This window comes from Lactococcus lactis (assembly GCF_029023865.1).
Taxonomy (GTDB): Bacteria; Bacillota; Bacilli; order Lactobacillales; family Streptococcaceae; genus Lactococcus; species Lactococcus lactis.
In genome coordinates, this window is record NZ_CP118969.1 from 1,452,551 (window position 1) to 1,477,190 (window position 24,640).

Below are 24,640 nucleotides of genomic sequence, written 5' to 3' on the forward strand. Positions count from 1 at the left end.
ATTTGTAATTTTTACAATTTACATTATTATATTATTTTATAAGAAGGAGCCAATATGGCAAATGAAACTGTCATTCAAATGATTGATGTCACCAAACGTTTTGGTGATTTTGTCGCTAATGACAAAGTCAATCTTGAGTTGAAGAAAGGTGAGATTCATGCTTTGCTCGGCGAAAATGGAGCCGGTAAGTCAACCTTGATGAACATTCTCTCAGGACTCCTCGAGCCTAGCGAAGGTGAAGTCCACGTTAAGGGAAAGCTCGAAAATATCGACTCTCCGTCTAAAGCAGCAAACCTCGGTATCGGAATGGTTCACCAACACTTCATGTTAGTTGACGCCTTCACAGTTACTGAAAACATCATCCTTGGTAATGAAGTTACTAAAGGAATCAATCTCGATTTAAAGACTGCTAAGAAAAAAATACTTGAACTTTCTGAGCGTTATGGTCTTTCTGTTGAACCTGATGCGCTCATCCGTGATATTTCTGTCGGTCAGCAACAAAGGGTTGAAATCTTAAAAACACTCTATCGTGGAGCTGATATCTTAATTTTTGATGAACCAACAGCGGTTTTGACTCCAGCTGAAATTTCTGAATTGATGCAAATCATGAAGAATTTAATTAAAGAAGGAAAGTCAATCATCCTCATCACACATAAATTGGATGAAATCCGTGCGGTAGCTGACCGTATCACAGTTATTCGTCGTGGTAAATCAATTGATACTGTTGAACTTGGTGACAAAACGAACCAAGAACTTGCAGAATTGATGGTCGGACGCTCAGTTTCATTCATCACCGAGAAAGCTCCCGCTCAACCTAAAGATATTGTCCTCGAAATTAAGGACTTAAATATCAAAGAAAGTCGCGGATCTCTAAAAGTAAAAGGATTATCACTTGATGTTCGTGCCGGTGAAATTGTAGGGGTTGCCGGAATTGATGGAAATGGTCAAACAGAATTAGTGAAAGCTATTACTGGTTTGACAAAGGTTGATTCCGGTTCTATCAAACTCCACAATAAAGATATCACCAACCAACGCCCCCGTAAAATCACAGAACAATCTGTCGGGCATGTCCCAGAAGACAGACATCGGGACGGACTTGTTTTGGAAATGACAGTAGCCGAAAATATTGCTTTGCAAACCTACTACAAACCACCAATGAGCAAATATGGTTTCCTTGATTATAATCAAATAAATAGTCACGCTCGCAAACTCATGGAAGAATTTGACGTTCGTGGTGCTGGTGAGTGGGTTTCTGCTGCCTCTCTTTCTGGTGGTAATCAGCAAAAAGCAATTATCGCCCGTGAAATCGACCGAAATCCTGACCTCCTAATCGTATCACAACCCACTCGTGGACTCGATGTTGGTGCGATTGAATATATTCATAAACGTTTAATCCAAGCTCGTGATGAAGGAAAAGCAGTTCTTGTTATTTCTTTTGAACTTGACGAAATTCTAAATGTTTCCGACCGAATCGCTGTTATTCACGATGGTCAAATTCAGGGAATTGTAAGCCCTGAAACAACCACAAAACAAGAGCTCGGTATTTTAATGGTTGGAGGAAACATAAATGAATAGTAAAACAAAAAAAGTCCTTGTTCCTCTGGTAGCCATTGTTTTTGGTTTCTTATTGGGAGCAATTATCATGCTAGCCTTTGGCTACAACCCAATTTGGGGTTATGAAGACCTCTTCATTTCTGCTTTAGGAAATGCAAGAGCAATCGGTGAAACCTTACAAACAATGGGCCCACTAATTTTGACCGCTTTATCTTTTGCAGTTGCAATGAAAGTGGGTCTCTTCAATATCGGGATGTCTGGTCAAGCACTTGCTGGTTGGATTAGCTCGATGTGGTTTGCTTTGAGTTTCCCAGATATCCCACGTTTATTGATGATTCCTTTAGTTGTAATCATTGGAATGTTCTTCGGTGCATTTATGGGATTCATACCAGGTATTCTTCGTGCTCTCCTTGGAACATCAGAAGTTATCACCACAATCATGCTAAACTATATCATGTTGTTCTTCTCAACATTTATGATTCATAGCATGTTCCAAAAAAGTATCCTGATGGATAATACTACTGACCAGACAAAACTAATTGGTGCCAATGCTTCTTTCAGAACAAATTGGATGTCATCATTAACTGATAATTCAACCTTAAATATTGGATTAATCATTGCATTGATTGCCCTTGTGATTATGGCGATTATCTTTACAAAAACAACTCTAGGATTTGAAATCAAAGCTGTTGGTTTAAATCCTGATGCTTCAGAATATGCTGGTATTTCAGCAAAACGTACCCTTATCCTATCTATGGTTGTCGCTGGTGCCCTTGCTGGTCTTGGTGGTGTTGTTTACGGATTTGGATACATGCAAAACTTTGTTTCTCAGTCAGCGTCCCTCGACATCGGATTCAACGGGATGGCCGTTGCACTTCTTGGTGGTAATAGTCCTATAGGTATTCTCTTTGCCGCTCTTCTTTTCTCAGTTCTTCAAACAGGTGCTCCTGGTATGACAAATGATGGTATCCCACCAGAAATCGTTAAAGTCGTCACTGCTTCAATTATTTTCTTCATTGCAGTGAAATTCATTATCGAAGTCATGTTACCAAAAGCTAAAGAAATCAAAGCATCAGAAGCTGCTAAGAAGAAAGGAGAAAAAGCATGAATCTTGTAAATACTTTACAAATCATTGTCGCTAATATGCTCATCTATTCAACTCCTCTAATCTTTACAAGTATTGGTGGTGTCTTCTCCGAACGAGGCGGTATCGTCAATGTCGGTCTTGAAGGAATAATGACTATCGGAGCTTTCAGTTCCGTTGTATTCAACTTAACTACTGCCGGAATGTTTGGAAGTATGACTCCATGGCTCTCAATCCTTTTTGGAGCTTTAATTGGTGCTCTCTTCTCTTCTCTTCATGCGGTGGCTACAGTGAATCTAAGAGCAGACCATATCGTATCTGGTACTGTACTCAACTTGATGGCTCCAGCACTCGGAGTTTTCCTACTTCAAGTTTTCTATCAACAAGGTCAAATTAATATCAGTGAACAAATCGGTTATTGGAACGTTCCACTACTATCAAACATCCCTGTCATTGGTAAAATCTTCTTTAGTCAAACTTCTCTACCAGGGTTTCTTGCAATTGTTGTAGCCATTCTCGCTTGGTACGTTCTATTTAAAACACGTTTCGGTCTTCGCCTTCGCTCAGTTGGTGAAAACCCACAAGCAGCTGATACCCTTGGAATCAACGTTTATGCCTACCGTTGGGCTGGTGTGCTTCTCTCAGGTGTCCTCGGTGGTGTAGGTGGTGCAATTTATGCTCAAGCAATTTCCGGTAACTTCTCAGTTTCAACAATTGCTGGTCAAGGGTTCATTTCACTTGCAGCGATGATTTTTGGTAAATGGAATCCTATTGGAGCAATGTTATCATCACTTCTCTTTGGGCTCTTTACCTCACTTGCTGTTGTCGGTGGTCAAATCCCTGGAATCAAAGAAATCCCTTCTTCATTCCTACAAATGGCTCCATATGTCTTTACAATTATTGTCTTGGCACTCTTTCTTGGAAAAGCAATTGCGCCTAAGGCTGATGGTGTTAACTACATCAAATCTAAATAAATTTACAAAAATAAAAAAGTCTGTTGATGAACAGACTTTTTTATTATACTTTTAGCTTAACAAATTTAATTTAAAATAAAAAGAGCTAGTTGAAATCTCAACCAACTCTTTTTATTTTTAGTTTTTAACTGCAGAAGCAAATTCTTCTTTAGCAAAAGCTTCGTCAATGATTGCTTTCAATTGAGCACCAGAAGCTTCCATTTTTTGCATTTCAGCATCATTCAATGGAATCTGGATTGGGTTAACAACACCTTCAGCACCAACTACAGCTGGTTGACCAAGGTAGCAGTCGCTTACGCCATATTGTCCATCTTGGAATACTGATACAGGAAGTACTGCATGTTCATCATCAAGAATTGCTTTAGTAATACGAGCAAGAGCTACAGCGACACCGTAGAATGTTGCACCTTTTTTAGCGATGATTGAGTAAGCAGCATCACGTACAGATTCAAATAATTCAACGATTTCAGCTTCGTTAAGGTAGTCATTTTCTTGGAACCATTGTTCCAATTTAACACCAGCAACGTTAGCGTGTGACCAAACGGCAAATTCTGAGTCACCGTGTTCACCCATGATGTATGCGTGGATTGAACGAGCGTCAACATCAACTTTTTCTGCCAATGCTTGACGGAAACGTGCAGTATCAAGTGAAGTACCTGAACCTACAACGCGGTTTTTAGGGAAACCTGAGAATTTCCAAGTAGCGTATGTCAAGATATCAACTGGGTTAGCAGCAACAAGGAAGATTCCTTTGAAACCTGAAGCAACAATTTTAGTTACAACATCTTTAGTGATACGAAGATTTTTTTCAACAAGGTCAAGACGAGTTTCACCTGGTTTTTGTGGAGCACCAGAAGTCAAGACAACGAGGTCAGCGTCGCTTGCATCAGAGTAGTCTGCAGAGTAAATCTTTTTAGGTGAAGTAAATGCCAAGGCATGAGAAAGGTCTTCTGCATCTCCTTGAGTTTTTTCTTTAAAAAGGTCAACAATTCCTAATTCTTGTGCAATCCCTTGGTTTACAAGAGCAAAAGCGTATGATGAACCTACAGCACCGTCACCTACAAGGATAACTTTTTTACGTTGTTTATCAGCCATGATTTTCTTTAATTCCTTTCAAATTATAAACGAGTATTTTATAAAATATAATCTTTTCAACAATAGGGCCTGTCGATAGCGGCAGGCATTATTGTTTTAAGATTCTTAATTGACAAATTATTTAACAGTGCGGATACGCATTGTATTTGTACGACCAGTACCAACTGGAACACCAGCAACGATGATGATATTGTCACCAGATTCAACTAAACCTGAAGCCAAAGCAACTTTTTCAGCAACTTCAAACATGTCATCTGTAGATGAAGGTTTTTCAGTCATCGTTGGGATTACACCCCAGTTAATCATCAATCCACGTTCAACTTTTTCGTCAAATGTAATAGCCAAGATGTCAGCATTAGGACGGTGTTTAGAAATCAAACGAGCAGTGTTACCTGATTCAGTCAAAGCAACAATCAATTTGATATCCATAGCTTCTGCAGCATTTTTAACTGATGCAGCAACTACTTCTGTTACAGTTGATTTGTCGTAACGTTCTGGGTGAAGACGTCCGTATTCTTTCAACATTGTTTGAGCGTTTTTGTTAACAGTAGCCATTGTACGAACTGATTCGCGTGGGTATTTACCATTAGCAGATTCACCTGAAAGCATTGTTGCGTCAGTTCCGTCAATAACAGCGTTGAATACGTCTGAAATTTCTGAACGTGTAGCACGTGGGTTGTAAGTCATTGATTCAAGCATGTTTGTTGCAGTAACAACGATTTTACCTGCTTTGTTAACTTTGCTGATGATCAATTTTTGGTAAACTGGAACCATTTCAAATGGAACTTCGATACCCATGTCACCACGAGCAATCATGATACCATCAGCTGCTTCGATGATTTCATCAAGGTTTTCGATACCTTGTTGGTTTTCAATTTTAGCCAAAAGTTGTACGTGTGGATTTCCAGTTTCTTCACAAATACGACGTACTTCTTTAACGTCATTTGCAGTACGTACGAATGAGATAGCGATAAAGTTGATTCCACCAGGTTGTGAAAGTCCGAAACGGATATCCGCATCATCACGTTCAGCAAGAGCTGGGAAAGGAATTTTAGTGTTAGGAATGTTAACACCTTTTTGCTTACCAATAACGCCATCATTTTGTGCTTCAACTTCAAACTCACGAGTTGCTGCATCTTTACCAGTCAATGACAAACCAAGTTTACCATCGTCAATCAAAATAGTTTGACCGATTTCAACATCATCAAAGATATCAAGACCACCAGCTACGTTCAAAGCAATCAATTCAGGAGTTGATTTAAGACCTTGTTTAGTTGCAACGCGGAATTTATCTCCAGTAACAACGCTGATTGCATCAGCACCGTCAGCAAAGAGTTCTGTACGCATTTCAGGACCTTTAGTATCAAGCAAGAAACCTACTTTATGACCAGCGATTTCTTCAGCGCGGTGAACTGTTGCCATACGAGCACCTTGTTCAGGATGGTCACCGTGTGAGAAGTTGAAACGGAAGACATTTGCGCCTTCTTCAATCAAAGCTGCAATGTTTTTTGCTGATGCTTCGACGTCAAGAGATTCTCCCCAATAGCCGCTTTCACCAAATTTTTTGCCACCACGAATTTCGACAGCAGGTCCAAGAGTTGAGACGATTTTTACACGTTTATTCATTTTGTGTTTTTCTCCTATAATGATTAATTATATATCTCTGCCCTAATTATGCGTTTAACACTTAACTAGAAACAGATTTGCAGTAACTTAGTTAAGGTTAAGATTGTTGAGTGCTGAGTTAAGACGGTAAAGTTCAAGACCAGCTTTATGCGGGTTATTTACTTTGATTCCACCTTCAGTAGTCAAACTAAAGAGTGCTCCTTCTTCAGCTGTTCCGAGAATTGGACTTTCTACAAGTTCTTCATTACGGATACCAACGGCTACGCCACCGATTCCATCACGGAGCAATTCAACGGCACGAGCACCCATACGTGAAGCAAGAACACGGTCACGAGCTGTTGGTGAACCACCACGTTGGATGTGTCCAAGGACAGAAACGCGAAGGTCTCCTTTATAACCAGCTTCTTTAAGTTTTGTAGCAAATTCTTCACCAGTCATTACACCTTCAGCAAGAACGATGATGTGGTGATTTTTACCTTTTTCGTAGCCTTTGTTAATGTTGTTAACTACGTTTTCAAACTTAAATTCTTTTTCTGGAATACAAATATCATCTGCACCAGCAGCGATACCAGCATTCAAAGCGATATCTCCAGCATTACGTCCCATTACTTCTACAACGAAAGTACGGTTATGTGATGATGAAGTATCACGAATTTTATCCAAGGCATCTACAACTGTTGAAACAGCTGTATCAAATCCAATTGTAAAATCAGTTCCTACGATATCGTTATCGATTGTTCCTGGAAGTCCAACAGCTGGGAAACCATGTTCTGTAAGACGCATAGCTCCATGATAAGAACCATCACCACCGATTACAACGACACCTTCGATACCGAATTTTTTAAGTTGCTCAATCCCAGCAAGTTGTCCTTCTACTTGAGCAAATTCTGGGTAGCGTGCTGAATACAAGAATGTACCACCACGACCGATTTTATCACCAACTGAAGCTGACGTAAGCGGGAAAATATCTCCCGCAACCATGCCCGCATATCCGTGATTGATACCGTAAACTTCGATACCTTCAGAAATTGCTTTGCGAACAACTGCACGAATAGCCGCATTCATTCCTGGGGCATCACCACCAGAAGTCAAAACTGCAATGCGTTTCATTTAAATCTGTCCTCCGAAATTGAGATACATAGCAAAAATACGTAAACGTTATTAATATTTTTACCATGTTCATTTGTTGTCTAGTTCATTATATCACGTATTTATAAAAAAATCTCTTTACAAACTGTATGAAACGTTTTCATTGTTTCTTTTTTTCTAAGCCTTATTTTGCAAGGGTTTTCTAGCATTTTCAAATAAAATTTATAGACTTCATTTGCTCTTAATTCTTCTATAATATGACATAATAATAGCCATTCTATTCTTTTATATTTTAACAAAAAAGTAAATAATCTTTTACCTTTTTGTTTATTTTTCTGATTATTCAACTTGAAAAATGAAATATTTTCATAAAAAAATGAATTCCTTGCGAAATTCATTTTTTATATTACGCTTCATAGCGTTTTTCACCATCAAGATAAGTTGCAACTAAATCAAAATCATTGTCTAAAACGATAAAATCAGCTGACAAACCTGGTTTTATTTGACCACAAACATCATCAATGTTTACAGATTTTGCTGGTGTCAATGAAGCCATCATAATTGCTTCTGCTGGTGTGGCAATCCCCCAGTCAATGACATTTTTAACAGCTGTTTTGAGTGTTAAAATTGAAGCAGCAGGGCGTCCTGTTGGAAGCCATGCGGCTCCGTCACGAACTTCTACTTCGTATTCGCCAAGCATATAAGGTCCGTCAGGAAGTCCTGCGGCACGCATTGAGTCTGTAATCAAAACAACATGGTCACCACCTTTCATTTTCATTACAATTTCAGCTGCTTCTGGACGAACATGGTGACCATCACAAATTAACTCAGCATAAGTGTTTGGCGTATTTAAAATTGCTCCAACCATTCCTGGTTCTTGGTGAGTCATTCCAGACATTCCGTTAAAGGTGTGAACCCAAACAGATGCTCCAGCTTGTACCCCAGCAACTGCTTGTTTATAAGTCGCATTTGAATGTCCCAATGCAATAACAACACCTGATTCAGTTGCTTTACGGATGAAGTCTTCTGAACCATCACGTTCTGGGGCAAGACCGATTTTTTTGAGCATTCCATGTGCAGCTTCTTGCCAATCTTCAAGTTCCCACATTTTGGCATCGCGCATGTATTTAGGGTTTTGAGCCCCTTTCTTTTCTTCTGTAAAGAATGGACCTTCAAAGAAAATACCACGAACTTTGGCTCCGCGAGCTTCTTGGTAATGTTCTCCTACAACCGTACAAACTGCTTTCAATCCTTCATGATCATCGGTCAAAGGACTTGGTAAAAATGAAGTGACCCCTGCTGACAACAAGCCTTCTGACATTGTTCCCATAATTCCTTCAACTTCAGCATCTTGGGCATCCGCTCCACCAAAACCATGGATATGTGTTTCAACAAGACCTGGGGCAATTGATTGACCTGAATAATCTAAAATGTCAGCTCCTGCTGGTGCTTCTTCAGTCCACTCTCCAAATTTTCCATCAGTAATTTCTAAGAAACCACCTTTTTTTGTTTCATAAGCGTAGAAAAATTGATCTGCTTTAATATAGTAAGTCATAAATATCTCCTCTTCTTTTTCTTTAATTTTAGCACCCTTTATCTTTTTTGTCAATAAACAGTATATACCAATTATCGCTATAAAAAATTACTGACAGATTTTGCCTGAGCCTATACAAATCATGCTTTAGCAGATGAAAATAGCGCTCAATTTCTGTCAGTAATTTTAAAATTTAATTTAATTGTTTATTATTTGATAATTGTAACAATTTTTCTTTAATTTCTTCTTCCATTTTAGAAAGTTCAACCTCACCTTGTTGACGTTTTTGACGTCCTTCGGCCTGAATTCTCATGGTTTCTTGAATAGTATCAACTAAGTTTTGTTGAGTTAAATTTAATGTTTCAATATCTACTAAACCACGTTCATTTTCAGTTGCAGCCTCAATTGTTGATGCTTTAAGCATTTCTGAATTTTTACGCAACAAATCGTTGGTTGTTTCTGAAACAATACGTTGACTTGTCAAAGCATCTTTTTGTTTTAAGAGGGTCAAAGCAATCGCAACCTGATTTTTCCATAGTGGAATGGCAGTGTTAATTGAAGTTTGGATTTTCTCAGCTAATTCTTGATTGGTATTTTGAATGAGACGAATTTGTGGGGCTTGTTGAATTGTCAACTGACGAGCAAGACGCAAGTCATGAGCTCGTTTTTCTAAGCGATTTTTATATGATTCTAAATCATTCACTTTTTGAACAATCAAGGCATTGTCAGTCGAATCTTGAGCTTCTTTTCGAGCTTGCGGAATAATTTCTGTATCTAATTCTTGGACTTTTAATTCAGCACCTGCAATATAAACATTCAAAGCCTTGAAATAATTCAAGTTTTCATCGTAAAGTTTATCGAGCATTTCATTATCTTGCAAAAGTCCTTGTTGCTCATTGTTCAATTTTGCAGAAATTTTATCAATACCTGCCCCAATTTTTTGGTATTTTTGCGTCACTTCAAAAATTGAACGTTTAACTTTACCAAACATTTTGGTAAAAATCCCTTTATTTTCAGCCACCAATTCGTTTGGATTAGCTTGTTGTAAGTTAAACATCAAATCTGTCAGTGAAGAACCAACTTCACCCAAATCTTGTGCCTGAACTTTATTTAAGACACTTTGAGAAAAAGCCGAAATCTTATCTTGGGCGCTTGCTCCATAGTTAATGACAGATTGAGCACTTGATTCATCCAACTGTTTTGATAATTCTTTTGCTTTTTCTAATTCTTCCGTAGAAAGAACTTCTACTGCTGCTAAAGAGGCTTTTTCGTGCATTTTTACAATTTCTGACTTTTGTTGTTCATCTAATTGCTCTGCCTCTTTAATGACTTTATCATTGGTCATCAAATCATCTAAAATTGGATTATCCATATCTTTAATTTCCTTTGCTATACTTATATTTCTTTACTTTTAATTATAAATGATTCCTGCCAAAATTGACAGGAATATTTGTTTTTTTACTGACAGAATCATCAGTTTTACTGACAAGAATTTTTAAAATGTCTGTCAGTAAAATTATTTGTCAAAATCAACTTGATGTTTGATGACATTGACATCGTCCATCAAAATTTCATGGTAGTTTTTAGAAATTGAATGTGAGAGTGTTTTTATCAAAAGTAAGGTTTCATCTAAATCACGATTGATTTCTTCTGTTCTTACTGACTGTTTCTTCATCTCAATAAATTTCTCTGACAATTTGACCATGTTTGGCAAGTCTTTATATAGAAACTCATTTTGTTTTGTGAGTTCTTGTGGATTTTGAACAATATATTTAAACGTTTGTTTGCTGGCTTCTAAACCACCTGTCACTGATTCAACAACTTGTAAATCATCTTCTTTTTTCAATAATTTTTCCCAAGTTTTGATATTTTCTTTTGCTTCTGACAAGTTTTCACGGAAAATTTTAATATCCGTATCTGAGAGTCCTGCTTCGTGGTAACGTTCAATATTTTCTTTTTTGCTCATTCCTTTATCCTTATATCCTTCTTCTCTTTCATCGGGGTTTTTTCGCATAAAACTAATTCCGATAATCATTTTTATAATTAAGAAAAAGAGAACTAATCCAAAAATCACATTCACGATTCCTAGATGACCATAACCGAACATCATGTCCTGATGATTCATAAATAAACTGACTGGCATATTTTTTTCCTCCCGCTTGCGTCCTGTTCTCACAAGTTTCTAATTTTTAAATTTCATTTTTAAGAATAACCTTTCGGATATATCTCTATTTTATCATAATATTTGAACCCTAAATCATACTTAGGGCTGATTTTTATTCTTGCTTATGTTAAAATGTAAAGGAAACCAAAACGAAAGAAAGGATCATTTCTATGAATCCACAAAAAATTGCAGTTTTAGGCCCAGGTTCGTGGGGAACTGCACTTTCACAAGTTCTTAATGATAATGGTCATGAAGTTCGTATCTGGGGAAATAACCCAGAACAGATGGCTGAAATTAATGAAAAGCATACAAATACACGCTATTTTAAAGATGTTGTTTTGGATGAAAAAATAAAAGCATTTGATCGTTTAGATTTAGCTTTAGAAGATGTTGATGCCATTTTATTTGTTGTACCAACAAAAGTAACACGTTTGGTCGCAAAACAAGTAGCCGAAGTCCTCAAACACAAAGTACACATCCTTCACGCTTCTAAAGGGCTTGAACAAGGGACACATGAGCGAATTTCTACTATTCTTGAAGAAGAAATCCCCGCTCAATTGCGAGGAGAAATCGTGGTAGTTTCTGGCCCTTCTCATGCTGAAGAAACAATTGTTCGTGATATTACTTTAATTTCTGCAGCTTCTAAAGACCATGATGAAGCGAAATACGCTCAAGCAATCTTTAGCAACGACTACTTCCGTCTTTATACTAATACTGATGTTGTTGGTGTTGAAACAGCCGGTGCCCTTAAAAATATTATTGCCGTAGGCGCGGGTGCTCTTCACGGTCTTGGTTTTGGTGATAATGCTAAAGCAGCAATTATTACACGTGGTCTTGCCGAAATTACTCGTTTAGGTGTGGCTATGGGAGCTGAACCTTTAACTTATAGCGGTTTGTCTGGTGTTGGTGACTTAATTGTAACAGGTACTTCAATTCACTCACGAAACTGGCGTGCGGGTGATGCTCTTGGTCGCGGCGAAAAGTTAGCTGATATTGAAAAAAATATGGGAATGGTTATTGAAGGTGTTTCAACCACTAAAGCTGCTTTTGAGCTTGCTCAACAGCTAGATATCGATATGCCAATTACCGAAACAATCTACAAAGTTCTCTATGAAAATCTAGATGCAAAAACTGGAATTCTTGATATCATGCGCCGCGAAACTCGTGCCGAAAATGAATTCATTAATAATAAATAAAAAGTAAATACGATTTATCTAACTATAAAGGAGTTATTATCCATGAAACAAAACGCTATTCCAACTAAAGCCAGAAAAGTACGTAAAGCTGTTATTCCTGCCGCTGGTCTCGGAACTCGCTTTTTGCCAGCAACTAAAGCGATTGCCAAAGAAATGTTGCCAATCGTTGACAAACCTACTATTCAATTTATCGTTGAAGAAGCCTTGAAATCAGGAATCGAAGATATTTTGATTGTTACTGGTAAAGCAAAACGTCCTATTGAAGACCATTTTGACTCAAACATTGAGCTTGAACAAAATTTGCTTGAAAAAGGAAAAACAGAATTACTTAAACTTGTTGAAGAAACGACAGATATTAATCTTCACTTTATCCGTCAATCTCATCCAAAAGGATTGGGACATGCCGTTCTTCAAGCTAAAGCTTTTGTTGGAAATGAGCCTTTTGTAGTCATGCTTGGCGATGACTTGATGAATATTACTGGGAATGAAACTCCTTTAACTAAAGACCTAATCAATGATTATGAAAAAACTCACGCTTCAACAATCGCGGTTATGAAAGTTCCTCATGATGATGTTGATAAATATGGTGTCATTGACCCTAACGGTGAAGTTTCTAAAGGCCTTTACAATGTTGAACGTTTTGTCGAAAAACCAAATGTTGATGAAGCTCCTTCTGACCTTGCAATTATCGGTCGTTACCTCTTAACTCCTGAAATTTTTGATGTTTTAGAAACACAAGTTCCCGGTGCTGGAAATGAAATCCAATTGACTGATGCTATCGAACGTTTGAATAAAACACAACGCGTTTTTGCTCATGAATTTACTGGAAAACGTTATGATGTTGGTGATAAACTTGGTTTTGTTGAAACAACAATTGAATATGGTTTAGAACACCCACAAATCGGGGCGAATTTGAAAAACTACATCATTGAAAAAGCAAAAGAGCTTTCTAAAGATGACTCAAAAAATATCACTAAAAAATAAGAAAGAGCCGAAAGGCTTTTTCTTTTTGATTTCGTGAATTTTTTCATTAATTCTGCTATAATTAACCTTAATGAACTTCTTTAAAAACACGGTTAATTTTTTTAAAAGCATAAAGACAAAACCGCTTGATTTTGTTATTATTTTTCTACTGTTCATCGCTTCTTTTTCAACTTTGTTCTTCTTCGCTACTGGTTCCAAAGGAGCTCAGGCCGAACTAAGAATTAGTGGTAAGGTGATTAAAACTTTTGATTTAAATAAAAATCAAACTTGGACCTACCGTGATAAAGATGGCGATTATAATAAAATACAAGTTAAAAATGGTGAAATTGCGGTTGTCGAAGCCAATTGTAAAGACCAAATTGACGTCCAAAGGGGCTATATTTCTAAGACTGGGGAAACTATCGTCTGTTTACCTCATAATTTAGTGATTGAAGTTATGAGTGGTCAAAAGGATGAACAGGTAGATTATAAAGTATGAATATTAAAGAATACGTTTATGTTTCTCTATTGACAGCTGCTGCGGTAGTTATGGGAATTATTGAAAGCTCTTTACCTCCTTTTTTTGCTTTTGCACCTGGAGCTAAAGTGGGCCTTGCCAATTTGGTGATGATTATTGCAGTTTTCACTTTAAGATGGCGACAAGTTTGGGTCATGCAAATTCTTCGTCTATTAATTACAGCACTTTTTACTGGTTTTTCCGTTTTTCTATACTCTTTTGCAGGCGGAATCTTATCTCTGTTAGCCATGTATTTGATGAAGCAATTTGGACCAAAACTGGTTTCAATGATTGGAATTTCGACAGTTGGTGGATTTTTTCATAATTTTGGCCAATTAGCAATGGCTTCTCTTTTAGCTAAAACAACTTCTGTTATGCTTTATTTGCCTTGGCTTGCCTTTTTTGGAATACTTGCTGGTTTTGCAATTGGCATTGCTGGGAATCAATTAATTACACGTGTTAAACCTATTCAAGAACTATTTATTAAAGAAAGTAAACAATGGACTTAAAAAATAACTTTTGGAAAGACTATCCAGAGCTTGAAAAAGAATTGGTTCAAGTTCAACAATTAATGAAAAGCCACGTTACCATCAAAAATTCAGATGTTAAATCGGCTATTTTTGATATATTTGATGCGGGCGGAAAAATGTTGCGTCCAGCTTATTTACTTTTATTTTCAAGATTTACTGATCTTTCTGAAAATGAAAGATTGGCACTTGCGGCTTCTGTCGAAATGATGCATACAGCGACTTTGGTTCACGATGATGTCATTGACCACGCAGACACACGGCGTGGCGTAGCTACTTTGTCAGCAAAATACGGACCAGAAATTGCCGTCTATGCTGGGGACTATTTATTTATTGCTGTCTTTCGTCTAATGTCTGAACACTCATTAGAATTATCAAATTTAACCAAAAATATTGGTTCAATTGAGCGTTTATTAGGTGGTGAGCTTGGTCAACTTAATCATCATTTTAATCTTCAACAAACTTTAGATGATTATATTGAAAATATTTCAGGAAAAACGGGAGAACTTTTTGCACTTTCTGCTTCTGTTGCTCCTTTAATTTCTAAAAATAATACATTGACCAAACGAGCTTATAAAATTGGAATGAATATTGGAATTTCTTTCCAAATTATGGATGATTGTTTAGATTATGCATCGACTGCTCAAACGCTTGGAAAACCGGTATTTGAAGACATTAAACAAGGCATTTATTCTGCTCCTGTTCTCTTTGCTTTACAAGAAAACAATGCTCTTGTTTCTGAATTAATTAAAAATGAAAAATTTGATGAAGTTTATGATTTTATCAAAACTTCTGATGCCCTTGAAAAAACCAAAGCACTTGCAAAATCTTATACTCTTTCAGCATTAAATTTAATTGATAAATTACCAAAAGGTAAAAATCGTGAGCTAATTGCTGAAATTACTAGAAAACTTTTGGAGCGAACTTTATGACCCCTGATGAATTTTTGTCAGCACTGACAGAATTTGATATTCAACTCTCTGATAAACAAATCAAACAGTTTGAACGCTATTTTGAACTTTTGGTTGAATGGAATGAAAAAATTAACCTGACAGCAATTACTGAAAAAAATGAAGTCTATTTAAAACATTTTTATGATTCTATTGCACCAATTTTATATGGATTGATTACTGACCAACCTGTCAGCATTTTAGATATTGGTGCTGGAGCTGGTTTTCCTAGCTTACCAATGAAAATTATTTTCCCTGAATTAAAAGTGACTATCATTGATTCTCTCAATAAGCGAATTAATTTTTTAAGTTTACTGACAGAGGAATTAGGCCTCGAAAATGTGACTTTACTTCACGGACGAGCTGAAGATTTTGGTCAGGATGCTAATTATCGTGGAACTTTTGATTTTGTTACTGCCCGTGCGGTTGCTAGACTTTCTGTTTTAACTGAATTTACGATTCCCTTTCTCAAGAAAAATGGTATTTTATTGTCATTAAAAGCAGCTCAATTTGAAGAAGAATTGAATGACGCTAAAAAGGCAATTGCTACACTTGGCGGAAAATTTATCAAAGAAGTCGCTTATGAATTGCCTAACGGTGATGAGCGTCACATTGCTCTGATTGAAAAGAAAAAAGAAACCCCTAAAAAATACCCACGCAAAGCCGGAACTCCTGCAAAAAATCCAATAAAATAAAAAAATCGGCCATTTTTAGCCGATTTTTTTGCTGAGATTAATCACCAATACTGAAATAGAAACAATCGCAGTAAAACTATTCATGACCATTGCAGGTGCCGTCAGTGAAAGGCTAGTAAAGATTGAGAGTAAGATAAAAGTAATATGTATTGACCGATAGCGAAACCAAAATTTAGTAAATTTATTCTTCCACACTTTTTGACTTTGTTTTTGACTTTTATTTTGAATTTTAAACCATGACCTTACGACGACAACAACAATTAAGTCTAATAGGAGCATGTAAGCAAAAACCATCGCAAAAGTAATCCCAACTGATAAATAATCAATCTCGGCTAAAACTTTATAAAGAGTGATTGTTTTATTATCAACTTGTAAATAAACATCACCAACAATCGTATAAATCTCTATGAATAATCGAGCCAGTATAAAAGCTACAAATATTCCAAGTAACACAACCAAAAAGTGAAGTAATTTTTTCATTTTATTGATTCCATTCTGCTTTTATCGCATGATAGCTAGCTACTGGATCTTTTGCTTGGGTAATTGGACGGCCGACAACAATATAATCTGAACCAATTGTTCTTGCTTCTTTAGGTGTCATTACTCGTTTTTGGTCGCCTTTACTTGCACCTTCTGGGCGGATTCCTGGTGTGAGACAAATGAATTCTTTCGATGTCGCTGCTTTAATTTTTTCAACTTCATGTGCCGAACAAACGACACCGTCAAGTCCTGCTTGAGCGGTTTTTTGTGCGTAATTAATAACCGATTCTTCAAGACTAGTCATAATTTTTTGGTCATTTTGCATAATTTCCTCAGAAGTTGAGGTTAATTGTGTGACCGCAATTAATTTTGGTCTTTGCCGTCCAACTGGCGTTCCAGCCTCTAAACCACGTTTAGCCGCGACCATCATTTCAACACCACCAGCGGCGTGAACATTAACCATATCCACTCCTAAACGTGCTAAAACACGCATTGAGGATTCAACAGTATTTGGAATATCATGGAGTTTTAAATCAAGGAATACACTGTGACCGAGCGATTTTACATAGTAAACAACTTGGGGTCCAGCCGTGTAAAAAAGTTCCATTCCTAGTTTAATATACAATTGTTCTGACGGATCAAATTTTTCGAGAAAATCTTTTACGTCTGAGAATTCAGGGAAATCAAGGGCAATGACAGGTCTATTTTCTTGCATTTTTTCTACTTCCTTTTTCTAAATATTTAATGACAGAATTATCAGCTCCGCTGACAATTCTTTTAGCTATCCATAAAATGCTCGCTTTGGTCGCTAACGAACGAGAAAATTATCAGTTCCACTGACAATTCTTTTAACTATCGATAAAATGCTCGCTTTGGTCGCTAACGAACGAGAGAATTATCAGCTCCGCTGACAGTTCTTTTAGCTATGGATAAAATGCTCGCTTTGGTCGCATTTTACTGACAGAATGATTAAACAGGCTGTCAGTAATTTTAGCTAATAATAAAATCATTTTTTTGAGTTTTTAACTTCTTGAATCAAGTTTTCTAAGCTATCAATTCCATATTGATCCATTACCTCTGGTAATTTTTCAATGATTTTTGGACAGACAAATGGGTCAGCAAAATTGGCAGTGCCAACGGCAACGGCTGAAGCTCCTGCCATATACATTTCTAAAACGTCTTGAGCACTTTCAACCCCGCCCATTCCAATGATTGGAATGTCAACTACTTGAGCCACTTGATGAATGAGTTTGAGTGCAACTGGTTTAATTGCAGGACCCGACAATCCACCTGTGATATTTGCTAAAACAGGTTTTCGTGTTTTCAAATCAAAACGTACACCCATCAGTGTATTTATCATTGTCAATCCATCTGCGCAAGCATGCTCAACTGCTTTTGCAATCGGAACAATGTCGGTCACGTTGGGTGAAAGTTTCACATACAAAGGCACCTTACTGACCGCTTTACAAGCTTTGACTAGCGCAGCTGCAACATCTGGATCTGTCCCAAAAGCTTGTCCGCCGTGTTTAACATTAGGGCATGAGATATTTAATTCAATGGCTTTCACATTGGGTGCATCTCCAATTTTTGCACAAACAGCCACATAATCATCTTCTTCAGAACCAGCTACATTAGCAATAATCGGAAGGTCTGGAAAATTTTCATTGAGCCAAGGCAATTTTTCGGCCATTATAACTTCTAATCCTGGATTTTGTAGTCCAATTGCATTAAGCATGCCACTCGCTGTTTCAGCCACACGGGGTGTCGGATTGCCAAAACGAGGATGAAGGGTTGTTGCTTTGACCATGATTGACCCTAATTTGTTCAAATCATAATATTTGGCATATTCTTCACCAAAGGCAAAACAACCTGAAGCTGGAATGATTGGATTTTTTAAATCAAGTCCGGGTAATTTTACTGACAGACGATTATTTTTGGTCATTTTTTCTCCTAATTTTTTTGTGGCAATCATCAGCTCTACTGATGATTTTTTTATGCTGATAGAGTAGTCCAATTATAGTAATAGTTGTTTTCCTAAAAATACAGGGCCATCTTCACAGACTTTAAGGGCATGATTCTCATCTTCTTTATCATGTTCAACGCAAGCATAACATGCTCCGATTCCACAAGCCATCCGGCTTTCCATTGAAATATAAAGTCGTTCCAACTGGTCATATTTTTTTGCAACAGCTTTGAGCATGGCTGGCGCACCACAAGTATAAAGAGCGTCAACTTCAAAATCAACTTCTTCCAGTAACATCCCAATATGACCTTTTGTTCCATAAGAGCCATCGTCAGTTGCAATTTTCAAGCTTACATTTTTTAGTTCAGCAAATTCCTTCTCTAAAATCTTGACCTTTTCAGAAGCGAAACCTAGCAAAATGGTCATTTGGCAGTTTTTTTCTTCAAGTTGTTTAGCCAATTCATAGAGAGGGGGGACCCCAATTCCTCCGCCGACAATTAAAATTTTATCAGTCGAAACTACTTCATCTACTGGAAAACCATTTCCCAGTGGGCCCATTACATCAATTTTTGCACCTGTTTGTAATTTTGAAATTTCATAAGTTCCACTTGTTTCGTCCCCAATTCGATAAAGAATCGTACAAGTTTTTGCGACTTTATCCCAACTGGAAATAGAGATTGGGCGACGTAAAAGCATACTAGCATTAGGCACCGCAAGATGTAAAAATTGTCCCGGCAAATCCATCTCTTCTACTAGCTCTCCTTTAAAAACTATCTCGAAAATATTAGAAGCAACCTCACGTTGGCTGACAATCGTCATCATCTCTTGTAACTTAGGCATTATTTCTCCATTCTTTATTCGGACAGAAGCTACAGCTTGCTGAACCTTCTTTTATTTATCGATAAAATACTCATGTTAATCGCATTACTGACAGAAAGATCAGATTTACTGACAACTCCTTAATTGACACAAAAAAACACTTGTAAGAGAACTTACAAGTGTACTAAAAAACTGGTAATTTACTGACAGAATAAATGGGCTAAAAAAGTTCATCTTTAAGCTGTCAGTAAACCAAATTAAATTTTCCGTATCCTTGCAAGCCTCTCTGGACTTAGTTAAAGGTTTTAAAATATTATAACGAAAAAAGTGTCATTCGTCAAAGATTTTTTTAATGATTGGCCCTAATTTTTTTCAAATTTGGGAAACTGACAATTAAACTCACGATAATTAAGATGAAAAATAGAGCTAAAATAATTGAAGTTCCATGACTCGTTCCAACTTTGAAGCCATTGAGTCCTTGGAAAATTGAAAGTGTCGTTGCGACAACTGCTGTTGCTACTGCACCAATAAATTGTTGCAAAGTATTGACCAAAGCATTTCCATCAGAAAGTTGGTCAGTAGCTAAAGTGCTCAAGCTACAAGTCATTAAGTTACTATATGAAATCCCAAGACCTAACATCACGACAATGTGTGCCACCAAGAGTAAAGCAAGGCTTTTTGTTGGTAAAAAGGCGAAGAGCAATGCAAGACCAAGGGCTGCTAAAATCAAACCAGTCGTAATTGGTTTTCTGGCACCAATTTGGTCCAAAACATTCCCAGAAATTGGTGCTAAAACTGCGCCAATCAAAGCTCCAGGAAACATAAATAGTCCCGCCACTGATGAACTAAATCCCGCAGAAACTTGAATAAAACTTGGTAAAACAAAAGATAGACCTAATAGCAAAGCTTGATATACCAAAAGGCTAAAAATCAGCGCCACAAATCGGTGATTTTGCAAAATTCCTAAATCAATTAAACTTTCTTTGCGGTTGAATTGAACAAACAAGAAAGCTCCAACCAATCCTACAATAAAGAGTAAGGCGAAAGTCATTAAATGCTCTGCACTTAGAGCCGAAATGAAAGCAAAGAACATGATTGATAATGCAATAACTGGACGAAGCGCCAATTTCTTAGGCGTTTTTGCCCCTTCTCTTGGAAGACAAGCCAAACCAAGCACTAAAGAAATTACCACCAAAGGTAAAAGGAAAATATAGATATAACGCCAATCAAGCGAATTAGAAATAATTCCTCCATAAGTTGGGCCAATAGCCGGAGCGATGGAAGTCGTTAAAGTCCCAATCCCCATCATCATTCCTCTTTTATGAAGTGGTGCTTTAGTCAAAATCAGGTGGAACATCAGAGGTAAACCAATCCCGGTTCCCACCCCTTGTAAAAGTCGGCCAAATAATAGCATGGCAAAATTTGGTGAGAAACAGTTGGTTAAAACCCCAACTAAAAAGATAAGATTAGCGACCAAGAAAAGTTTTCTTGCTGAAAATCGCTCATTAAAATAAGAAGAGAGCGGAATCGTAATCGCAATCACAAGCAGATAAATCGTCGTTACCCATTGTATTTTTGAAGTAGAAAGTCCAAACTCATTAATCAGCGTTGGGAAAGTCACATTCATCGCCGTTTCAATCAAAACGCCAGAAAATGACAAAATCCCTGTAGCAATCACTGCCCCCAATAAGTGGAAATGGTTGTTTTTATTCATGCAATAAAATCTCCTAAAACTAAACAAAAAGAGACGAAATTATTATCCTAAAATAATAATTTCGCCTCTGTATAATTCAACATAATTTATGTTATCTGTACGAAAGTTATAACTTATCTATTATATCTATAAATCTGATAAAATGCAAGCCTTAACTTGTTAATCCTATGATACAAGAATTTATTTAAAGAAACAGGAGAGAATCAATAAATTCCGACTTTAGTCTGATTTTAGTAAATTTTCAAATAATTGATAGGTTTCGTCAGAGAAATTTGATATAATTAAGTCAAATAGCTGAGCTATTCACTAAAGGAAAGGAAGGCAAATTCATTCTCTAAAATTTTGTTTTGAATTGAATTTGTTTGTAAAAGAATACATGGGAATTATTAAAGCTGCAACAGGTTCACTCGGTGGGGCGTTGGCTGACCAATGGCTTGAGGTCATTGAGCCAAATGAAATGTCAGACCAAACGGTTTTCACTAAGGGAATTAAAGTAAGAAAAGATGCAAAACGTGGTTCTAATCGTAAAGGAACCGAAGACGTAATTACTGACGGTTCTATCGTTCACGTTTATGAAAACATGATGATGATTCTTGTGGATGGTGGTAAAATTATTGATTACACCGCTGAACCTGGATATTATACTGTCAAAAACGACACTGCGCCAAGTCTTTTTAATGGTGATTTGCGTGATTCAATTCAAGAAAGCTTCTTCCGTTTCAAATTTGGTGGAACAACTCCTCAAAAACAAGAAGTTTATTATGTCAATCTTCAAGAAATTAAAGGCATTAAATTTGGAACAGCGACACCTCTTCAATACTTTGATAATTTTTATAATGCAGAGCTTTTCTTGCGTACACATGGAACTTATTCAATAAAAATCACTGACCCTCTTGCTTTTTACGCAAACGTCATTCCTAAAAATGCTGACCATGTCGAAATTCAAGAAATTAATGACCAATATTTGGCTGAATTTTTAACGGCTTTAAATACGTCAATTAACCAATATTCTGCTCAAGGCGAACGGGTTTCATTCTTAACTTCAAAAAGTATGGAGCTCAGCAAATACATGGCCTCTGTTCTTGATGAAGATTGGAAACAGTTGCGAGGAATGGAAATTGTTTCCGTTGCTGTCGCTAGTATTTCTTACACTGATGACAGTCAAAAATTGATTAACATGCGTAATCAAGGCGCAATGCTTGGTGACCCTTCTATCCGTGAAGGTTTTGTCCAAGGAGCTGTTGCTCGTGGTCTTGAAGCCGCTGGTTCAAACACTGGTGGTGCGACAAATGCCTTTATGGGAATGAATATGGGTGGACAAAATCTAGCTGGTTTTTCACAAACTAACCAAGCTCAAATGCAAGCCCAAGCAGAGAACAAGGCCGATACTTGGACTTGTCCTGAATGTAATACTAAAAATACCGGTAAGTTCTGCTCAAATTGTGGGCAAGCGAAACCCTCAGCAACTCCTGTTATGCCTGAATTAAATATGGCTTGTAACGAGTGTGGAGCAGTCGTTAATTTGGCGAATGGTGTTCCTAAATTCTGTCCTGAATGTGGTAAGCCTTTTGTGGCCAAAGCGCTCTAAGACATGTAAATCATGTAAATAATGATTTAAGATAAAGTAGTTCTAACTTAGGGCTGCTTGTCTTTGCGTATTTTTAAGAATTTATTTCTGATGAAAATTCTTTTAGTTTCTAACTGAATTTCCCCTGCTAAATAAGCAGGTTTCATAACTTAAAAGTAAGGAGTAACGATGAGCGAAAGCAAAGTTCTTACACATAAATGTCCCAATTGTGGAGGTCCACTGCTTTTTGAACCCAAAAATCAAAAATTTCACTGTGAATATTGTGGTTCAACATTTACGGAACAAGAAGTTTCTGATTTCGAGGCCAAGCAAGAGCCAGCAAAAGTTACTGACAGTCCTATCAGCTCTGTCAGTAACGCTGAAACGACTGACGAAAAGGAAAAAATTACTGACAGCGACCAAAAAAGAGCTGACGAAAACACTGACGAAGAAATTGGACTATTTCTCTGTCCATCTTGTGGTGCAGAAATCGTCACTGATGCAACAACTGCTTCAACTTGGTGCTATTATTGTCATAATCCAGTTGTTTTGACCGAGCGATTGTCGGGTAAATTTCTTCCCGAAAAAATTCTCCCTTTTCAAATTGAGAGAAAAGCGGCTGAAGAACAATTTTTAGACTGGGTGGGCAAGAAAAAATTTGTTCCCAAGGCCTTTTTTGACAAAAAACAAATTCAAAATCTATCAGGCGTTTATTTCCCCTATTGGGCTGTTGATGCTGAATTATCTGGCGGTATTTCGGCGCAAGCCACCAATTTACGCGTTTGGATGGTTGGCGATACCGAGTACACTGAGCATTCTCAATATGAGATTCAGCGGGGCGGAGAGACAAAATTTAAAGATTTAATCAAAAATGCCTTGAAAAAAAATCTGTCAGACAAGATGGTTGGCGCCGTTCAGCCTTTTGATATGACTGCTGCTATTCCTTTTAAAAATCAATATCTTTCTGGCTTTTTAACTGAAAAACGAGATATTGAATTCCCTGATATGAAAGAAAATGTTGAGCGGGAATTTCGTCAATATGCTGACGGATTAATGGAATCAACAATTGTCGGTTATACTTCTGTCAGTAATTTACAAAGTAATCAGCAGATTAAAAATATCGATGAAGATTACGTTTTACTCCCAATCTGGCTGGTTACTTATAAAGAAGTTGGCAATGACCGTCTCTTTTATTACGCGATGAATGGTCAAACTGGTAAAGTAGCCGGACTTCTACCCATTGATAAGAAAAAACTTTGGACAGTTGCCATTGGAATCTTTATTCTAGTGCTTCTTCTTGGAATTATTGTGGGGTATTTGCTATCATGAGAAAAAAATTAGTATTTCTTTCTTTATTTTTCTTAAGCATCTTCTTTTTACTCATTGCACCAAAAACATCAGCGGCGACGTTCTCGTCAGGTCTTGAAGATAATCTTCAGCTTTTAGGTGGAAATGTAACCCTCCTTGAACAAGAAGCTCAGAAATTGGCTAATGAAACAAAAGCGGGTGTCTATGTTGTCACGACAGATAGCTCTACCCCTGCTAGTCAAATGGCAAAAACTTATCTAGCTGATAAAGTAGGCGCTAAAAACAACGGTGTCGTTTTGGTCATTAATATGAACTTACGTAAAGTTTATATTTGGGCAACAGGAAATCTTAAATACTACTTGCCTTCGAGTCGAATTGAAAAAACCTTAGACATTGTCCAACCCGAATTGACTGACAATAATTATTATCAGGCTGTCAGTGGATTTTTTGACCAAGTTTCTAAATATTACCAAGCAGGAATTCCAACATCAAGAAAGTATTCTATCAATTCCGAAACAGGAGCTGTAACTTTCCATCGCAGCTTTCAACCCTTATCAATTTTGATTGCTCTTATCATTTCTTTGATTGCAGCTGGTGGCTTCGTTTGGACCATCTATCGTCGTTATCAAATGAAAGACGCTCATGCCGTATGGCGTTACGATTACGGCCGAAATGGTAATTTAGAACTCCATCAACGTGAAGATATTTTAGTCAATACATTTATAACTACAAGAATTATCCCTCGTCCTTCTTCTGATAACAATAATTTCAGTGACGGTTCTGGTGGCGGGCGTTCTTTCTAAATAAAAAGGAATCACAAA

23 protein-coding genes are annotated in these 24,640 nt (G+C 37.1%); 12 read left to right on the forward strand and 11 right to left on the reverse strand.

Going from position 1 to position 24,640, the window contains the following annotated elements:
• Positions 1 to 54 precede the first annotated feature (54 nt).
• From PYW37_RS07175 to PYW37_RS07185, 3 genes are read left to right on the forward strand one after another with little or no spacing between them, the layout of a single operon-like run.
• Positions 55 to 1,575, forward strand: coding sequence for an ABC transporter ATP-binding protein (locus PYW37_RS07175; protein WP_017864584.1), 1,521 nt, complete (start codon positions 55 to 57; stop codon positions 1,573 to 1,575).
• Entirely contained in the window at positions 1,568 to 2,662 is a 1,095-nt protein-coding gene (locus PYW37_RS07180; protein WP_025017112.1) for an ABC transporter permease, read from the forward strand. The genes PYW37_RS07175 and PYW37_RS07180 overlap by 8 nt, the downstream gene beginning before the upstream one ends.
• Positions 2,659 to 3,612: an ABC transporter permease gene (locus PYW37_RS07185; protein ID WP_017864585.1), complete on the forward strand. Its 954-nt coding sequence runs from the start codon at positions 2,659 to 2,661 to the stop codon at positions 3,610 to 3,612. Before PYW37_RS07180 ends, PYW37_RS07185 begins: the two co-directional genes overlap by 4 nt.
• A gap of 117 nt (positions 3,613 to 3,729) precedes the next feature.
• Here the strand turns inward: PYW37_RS07185 and PYW37_RS07190 are convergent, their stop codons facing one another.
• The 6 genes from PYW37_RS07190 to PYW37_RS07215 form a co-directional block, all read right to left on the reverse strand.
• Positions 3,730 to 4,707 carry an L-lactate dehydrogenase gene (locus PYW37_RS07190; protein WP_025017113.1) on the reverse strand — a complete coding sequence of 326 codons (978 nt, stop codon included), beginning with the start codon at positions 4,705 to 4,707 and terminating at the stop codon, positions 3,730 to 3,732.
• A 117-nt stretch (positions 4,708 to 4,824) separates the two neighbouring features.
• Positions 4,825 to 6,333 (reverse strand): pyruvate kinase, encoded by a 1,509-nt coding sequence (pyk, locus tag PYW37_RS07195; RefSeq protein ID WP_003131076.1) that lies wholly within the window; start codon positions 6,331 to 6,333, stop codon positions 4,825 to 4,827.
• Positions 6,334 to 6,420: 87 nt separating this feature from the next.
• Positions 6,421 to 7,443: a 6-phosphofructokinase gene (pfkA, locus tag PYW37_RS07200; RefSeq protein ID WP_003131080.1), complete on the reverse strand. Its 1,023-nt coding sequence runs from the start codon at positions 7,441 to 7,443 to the stop codon at positions 6,421 to 6,423.
• 385 nt (positions 7,444 to 7,828) lie between these two features.
• A complete protein-coding gene (gene nagA / locus PYW37_RS07205) occupies positions 7,829 to 8,977 on the reverse strand; it encodes an N-acetylglucosamine-6-phosphate deacetylase (protein WP_025017114.1) in 1,149 nt (382 codons plus the stop codon).
• Between the two features lie 172 nt (positions 8,978 to 9,149).
• Complete coding sequence (locus PYW37_RS07210) at positions 9,150 to 10,328, reverse strand: toxic anion resistance protein (protein ID WP_023189156.1); 1,179 nt, start codon at positions 10,326 to 10,328, stop codon at positions 9,150 to 9,152.
• A 144-nt stretch (positions 10,329 to 10,472) separates the two neighbouring features.
• A complete protein-coding gene (locus PYW37_RS07215; RefSeq protein ID WP_010905895.1) occupies positions 10,473 to 11,099 on the reverse strand; it encodes a 5-bromo-4-chloroindolyl phosphate hydrolysis family protein in 627 nt (208 codons plus the stop codon).
• A 191-nt stretch (positions 11,100 to 11,290) separates the two neighbouring features.
• Between PYW37_RS07215 and PYW37_RS07220 the strand changes: the two genes are divergently transcribed.
• The 6 genes from PYW37_RS07220 (at position 11,291) to rsmG (ending at position 15,968) form a co-directional block, all read left to right on the forward strand.
• Entirely contained in the window at positions 11,291 to 12,316 is a 1,026-nt protein-coding gene (locus PYW37_RS07220) for an NAD(P)H-dependent glycerol-3-phosphate dehydrogenase (RefSeq protein ID WP_012897958.1), read from the forward strand.
• 42 nt (positions 12,317 to 12,358) lie between these two features.
• Complete coding sequence (gene galU / locus PYW37_RS07225) at positions 12,359 to 13,300, forward strand: UTP--glucose-1-phosphate uridylyltransferase GalU (protein ID WP_017864588.1); 942 nt, start codon at positions 12,359 to 12,361, stop codon at positions 13,298 to 13,300.
• A gap of 70 nt (positions 13,301 to 13,370) precedes the next feature.
• The gene (locus PYW37_RS07230; RefSeq protein WP_012897960.1) at positions 13,371 to 13,778 is read left to right on the forward strand and encodes a NusG domain II-containing protein; all 408 of its coding nucleotides are present in this window, start codon (positions 13,371 to 13,373) and stop codon (positions 13,776 to 13,778) included.
• Positions 13,775 to 14,305 carry a Gx transporter family protein gene (locus PYW37_RS07235; protein ID WP_003131089.1) on the forward strand — a complete coding sequence of 177 codons (531 nt, stop codon included), beginning with the start codon at positions 13,775 to 13,777 and terminating at the stop codon, positions 14,303 to 14,305. Before PYW37_RS07230 ends, PYW37_RS07235 begins: the two co-directional genes overlap by 4 nt.
• Positions 14,296 to 15,255: a polyprenyl synthetase family protein gene (locus PYW37_RS07240; protein WP_025017115.1), complete on the forward strand. Its 960-nt coding sequence runs from the start codon at positions 14,296 to 14,298 to the stop codon at positions 15,253 to 15,255. The genes PYW37_RS07235 and PYW37_RS07240 overlap by 10 nt, the downstream gene beginning before the upstream one ends.
• Positions 15,252 to 15,968, forward strand: coding sequence for a 16S rRNA (guanine(527)-N(7))-methyltransferase RsmG (rsmG, locus tag PYW37_RS07245; protein WP_003131091.1), 717 nt, complete (start codon positions 15,252 to 15,254; stop codon positions 15,966 to 15,968). Before PYW37_RS07240 ends, rsmG begins: the two co-directional genes overlap by 4 nt.
• A 15-nt stretch (positions 15,969 to 15,983) precedes the next feature.
• On the opposite strand, the gene PYW37_RS07250 is transcribed toward rsmG, so the two are convergent.
• The 5 genes from PYW37_RS07250 to PYW37_RS07270 form a co-directional block, all read right to left on the reverse strand.
• The gene (locus PYW37_RS07250; protein ID WP_012897962.1) at positions 15,984 to 16,448 is read right to left on the reverse strand and encodes a hypothetical protein; all 465 of its coding nucleotides are present in this window, start codon (positions 16,446 to 16,448) and stop codon (positions 15,984 to 15,986) included.
• 1 nt (position 16,449) lies between these two features.
• A complete protein-coding gene (pyrF, locus tag PYW37_RS07255) occupies positions 16,450 to 17,163 on the reverse strand; it encodes an orotidine-5'-phosphate decarboxylase (protein WP_012897963.1) in 714 nt (237 codons plus the stop codon).
• 291 nt (positions 17,164 to 17,454) lie between these two features.
• A complete protein-coding gene (locus PYW37_RS07260; protein ID WP_025017116.1) occupies positions 17,455 to 18,390 on the reverse strand; it encodes a dihydroorotate dehydrogenase in 936 nt (311 codons plus the stop codon).
• A 72-nt stretch (positions 18,391 to 18,462) separates the two neighbouring features.
• Positions 18,463 to 19,251 (reverse strand): dihydroorotate dehydrogenase electron transfer subunit, encoded by a 789-nt coding sequence (locus PYW37_RS07265; RefSeq protein WP_023189152.1) that lies wholly within the window; start codon positions 19,249 to 19,251, stop codon positions 18,463 to 18,465.
• Positions 19,252 to 19,579: 328 nt separating this feature from the next.
• Entirely contained in the window at positions 19,580 to 20,944 is a 1,365-nt protein-coding gene (locus PYW37_RS07270; RefSeq protein WP_023189151.1) for an MFS transporter, read from the reverse strand.
• A 376-nt stretch (positions 20,945 to 21,320) separates the two neighbouring features.
• Here PYW37_RS07270 and PYW37_RS07275 point away from each other — a divergent pair, with 376 nt between their 5' ends.
• The 3 genes from PYW37_RS07275 (at position 21,321) to PYW37_RS07285 (ending at position 24,622) form a co-directional block, all read left to right on the forward strand.
• Positions 21,321 to 22,532: an SPFH domain-containing protein gene (locus PYW37_RS07275; protein ID WP_003132414.1), complete on the forward strand. Its 1,212-nt coding sequence runs from the start codon at positions 21,321 to 21,323 to the stop codon at positions 22,530 to 22,532.
• Positions 22,533 to 22,700: 168 nt separating this feature from the next.
• Entirely contained in the window at positions 22,701 to 23,840 is a 1,140-nt protein-coding gene (locus PYW37_RS07280) for a TFIIB-type zinc ribbon-containing protein (RefSeq protein WP_044009659.1), read from the forward strand.
• Positions 23,837 to 24,622 (forward strand): TPM domain-containing protein, encoded by a 786-nt coding sequence (locus tag PYW37_RS07285; RefSeq protein ID WP_023189149.1) that lies wholly within the window; start codon positions 23,837 to 23,839, stop codon positions 24,620 to 24,622. Before PYW37_RS07280 ends, PYW37_RS07285 begins: the two co-directional genes overlap by 4 nt.
• The last annotated feature ends 18 nt before the right edge of the window (positions 24,623 to 24,640 follow it).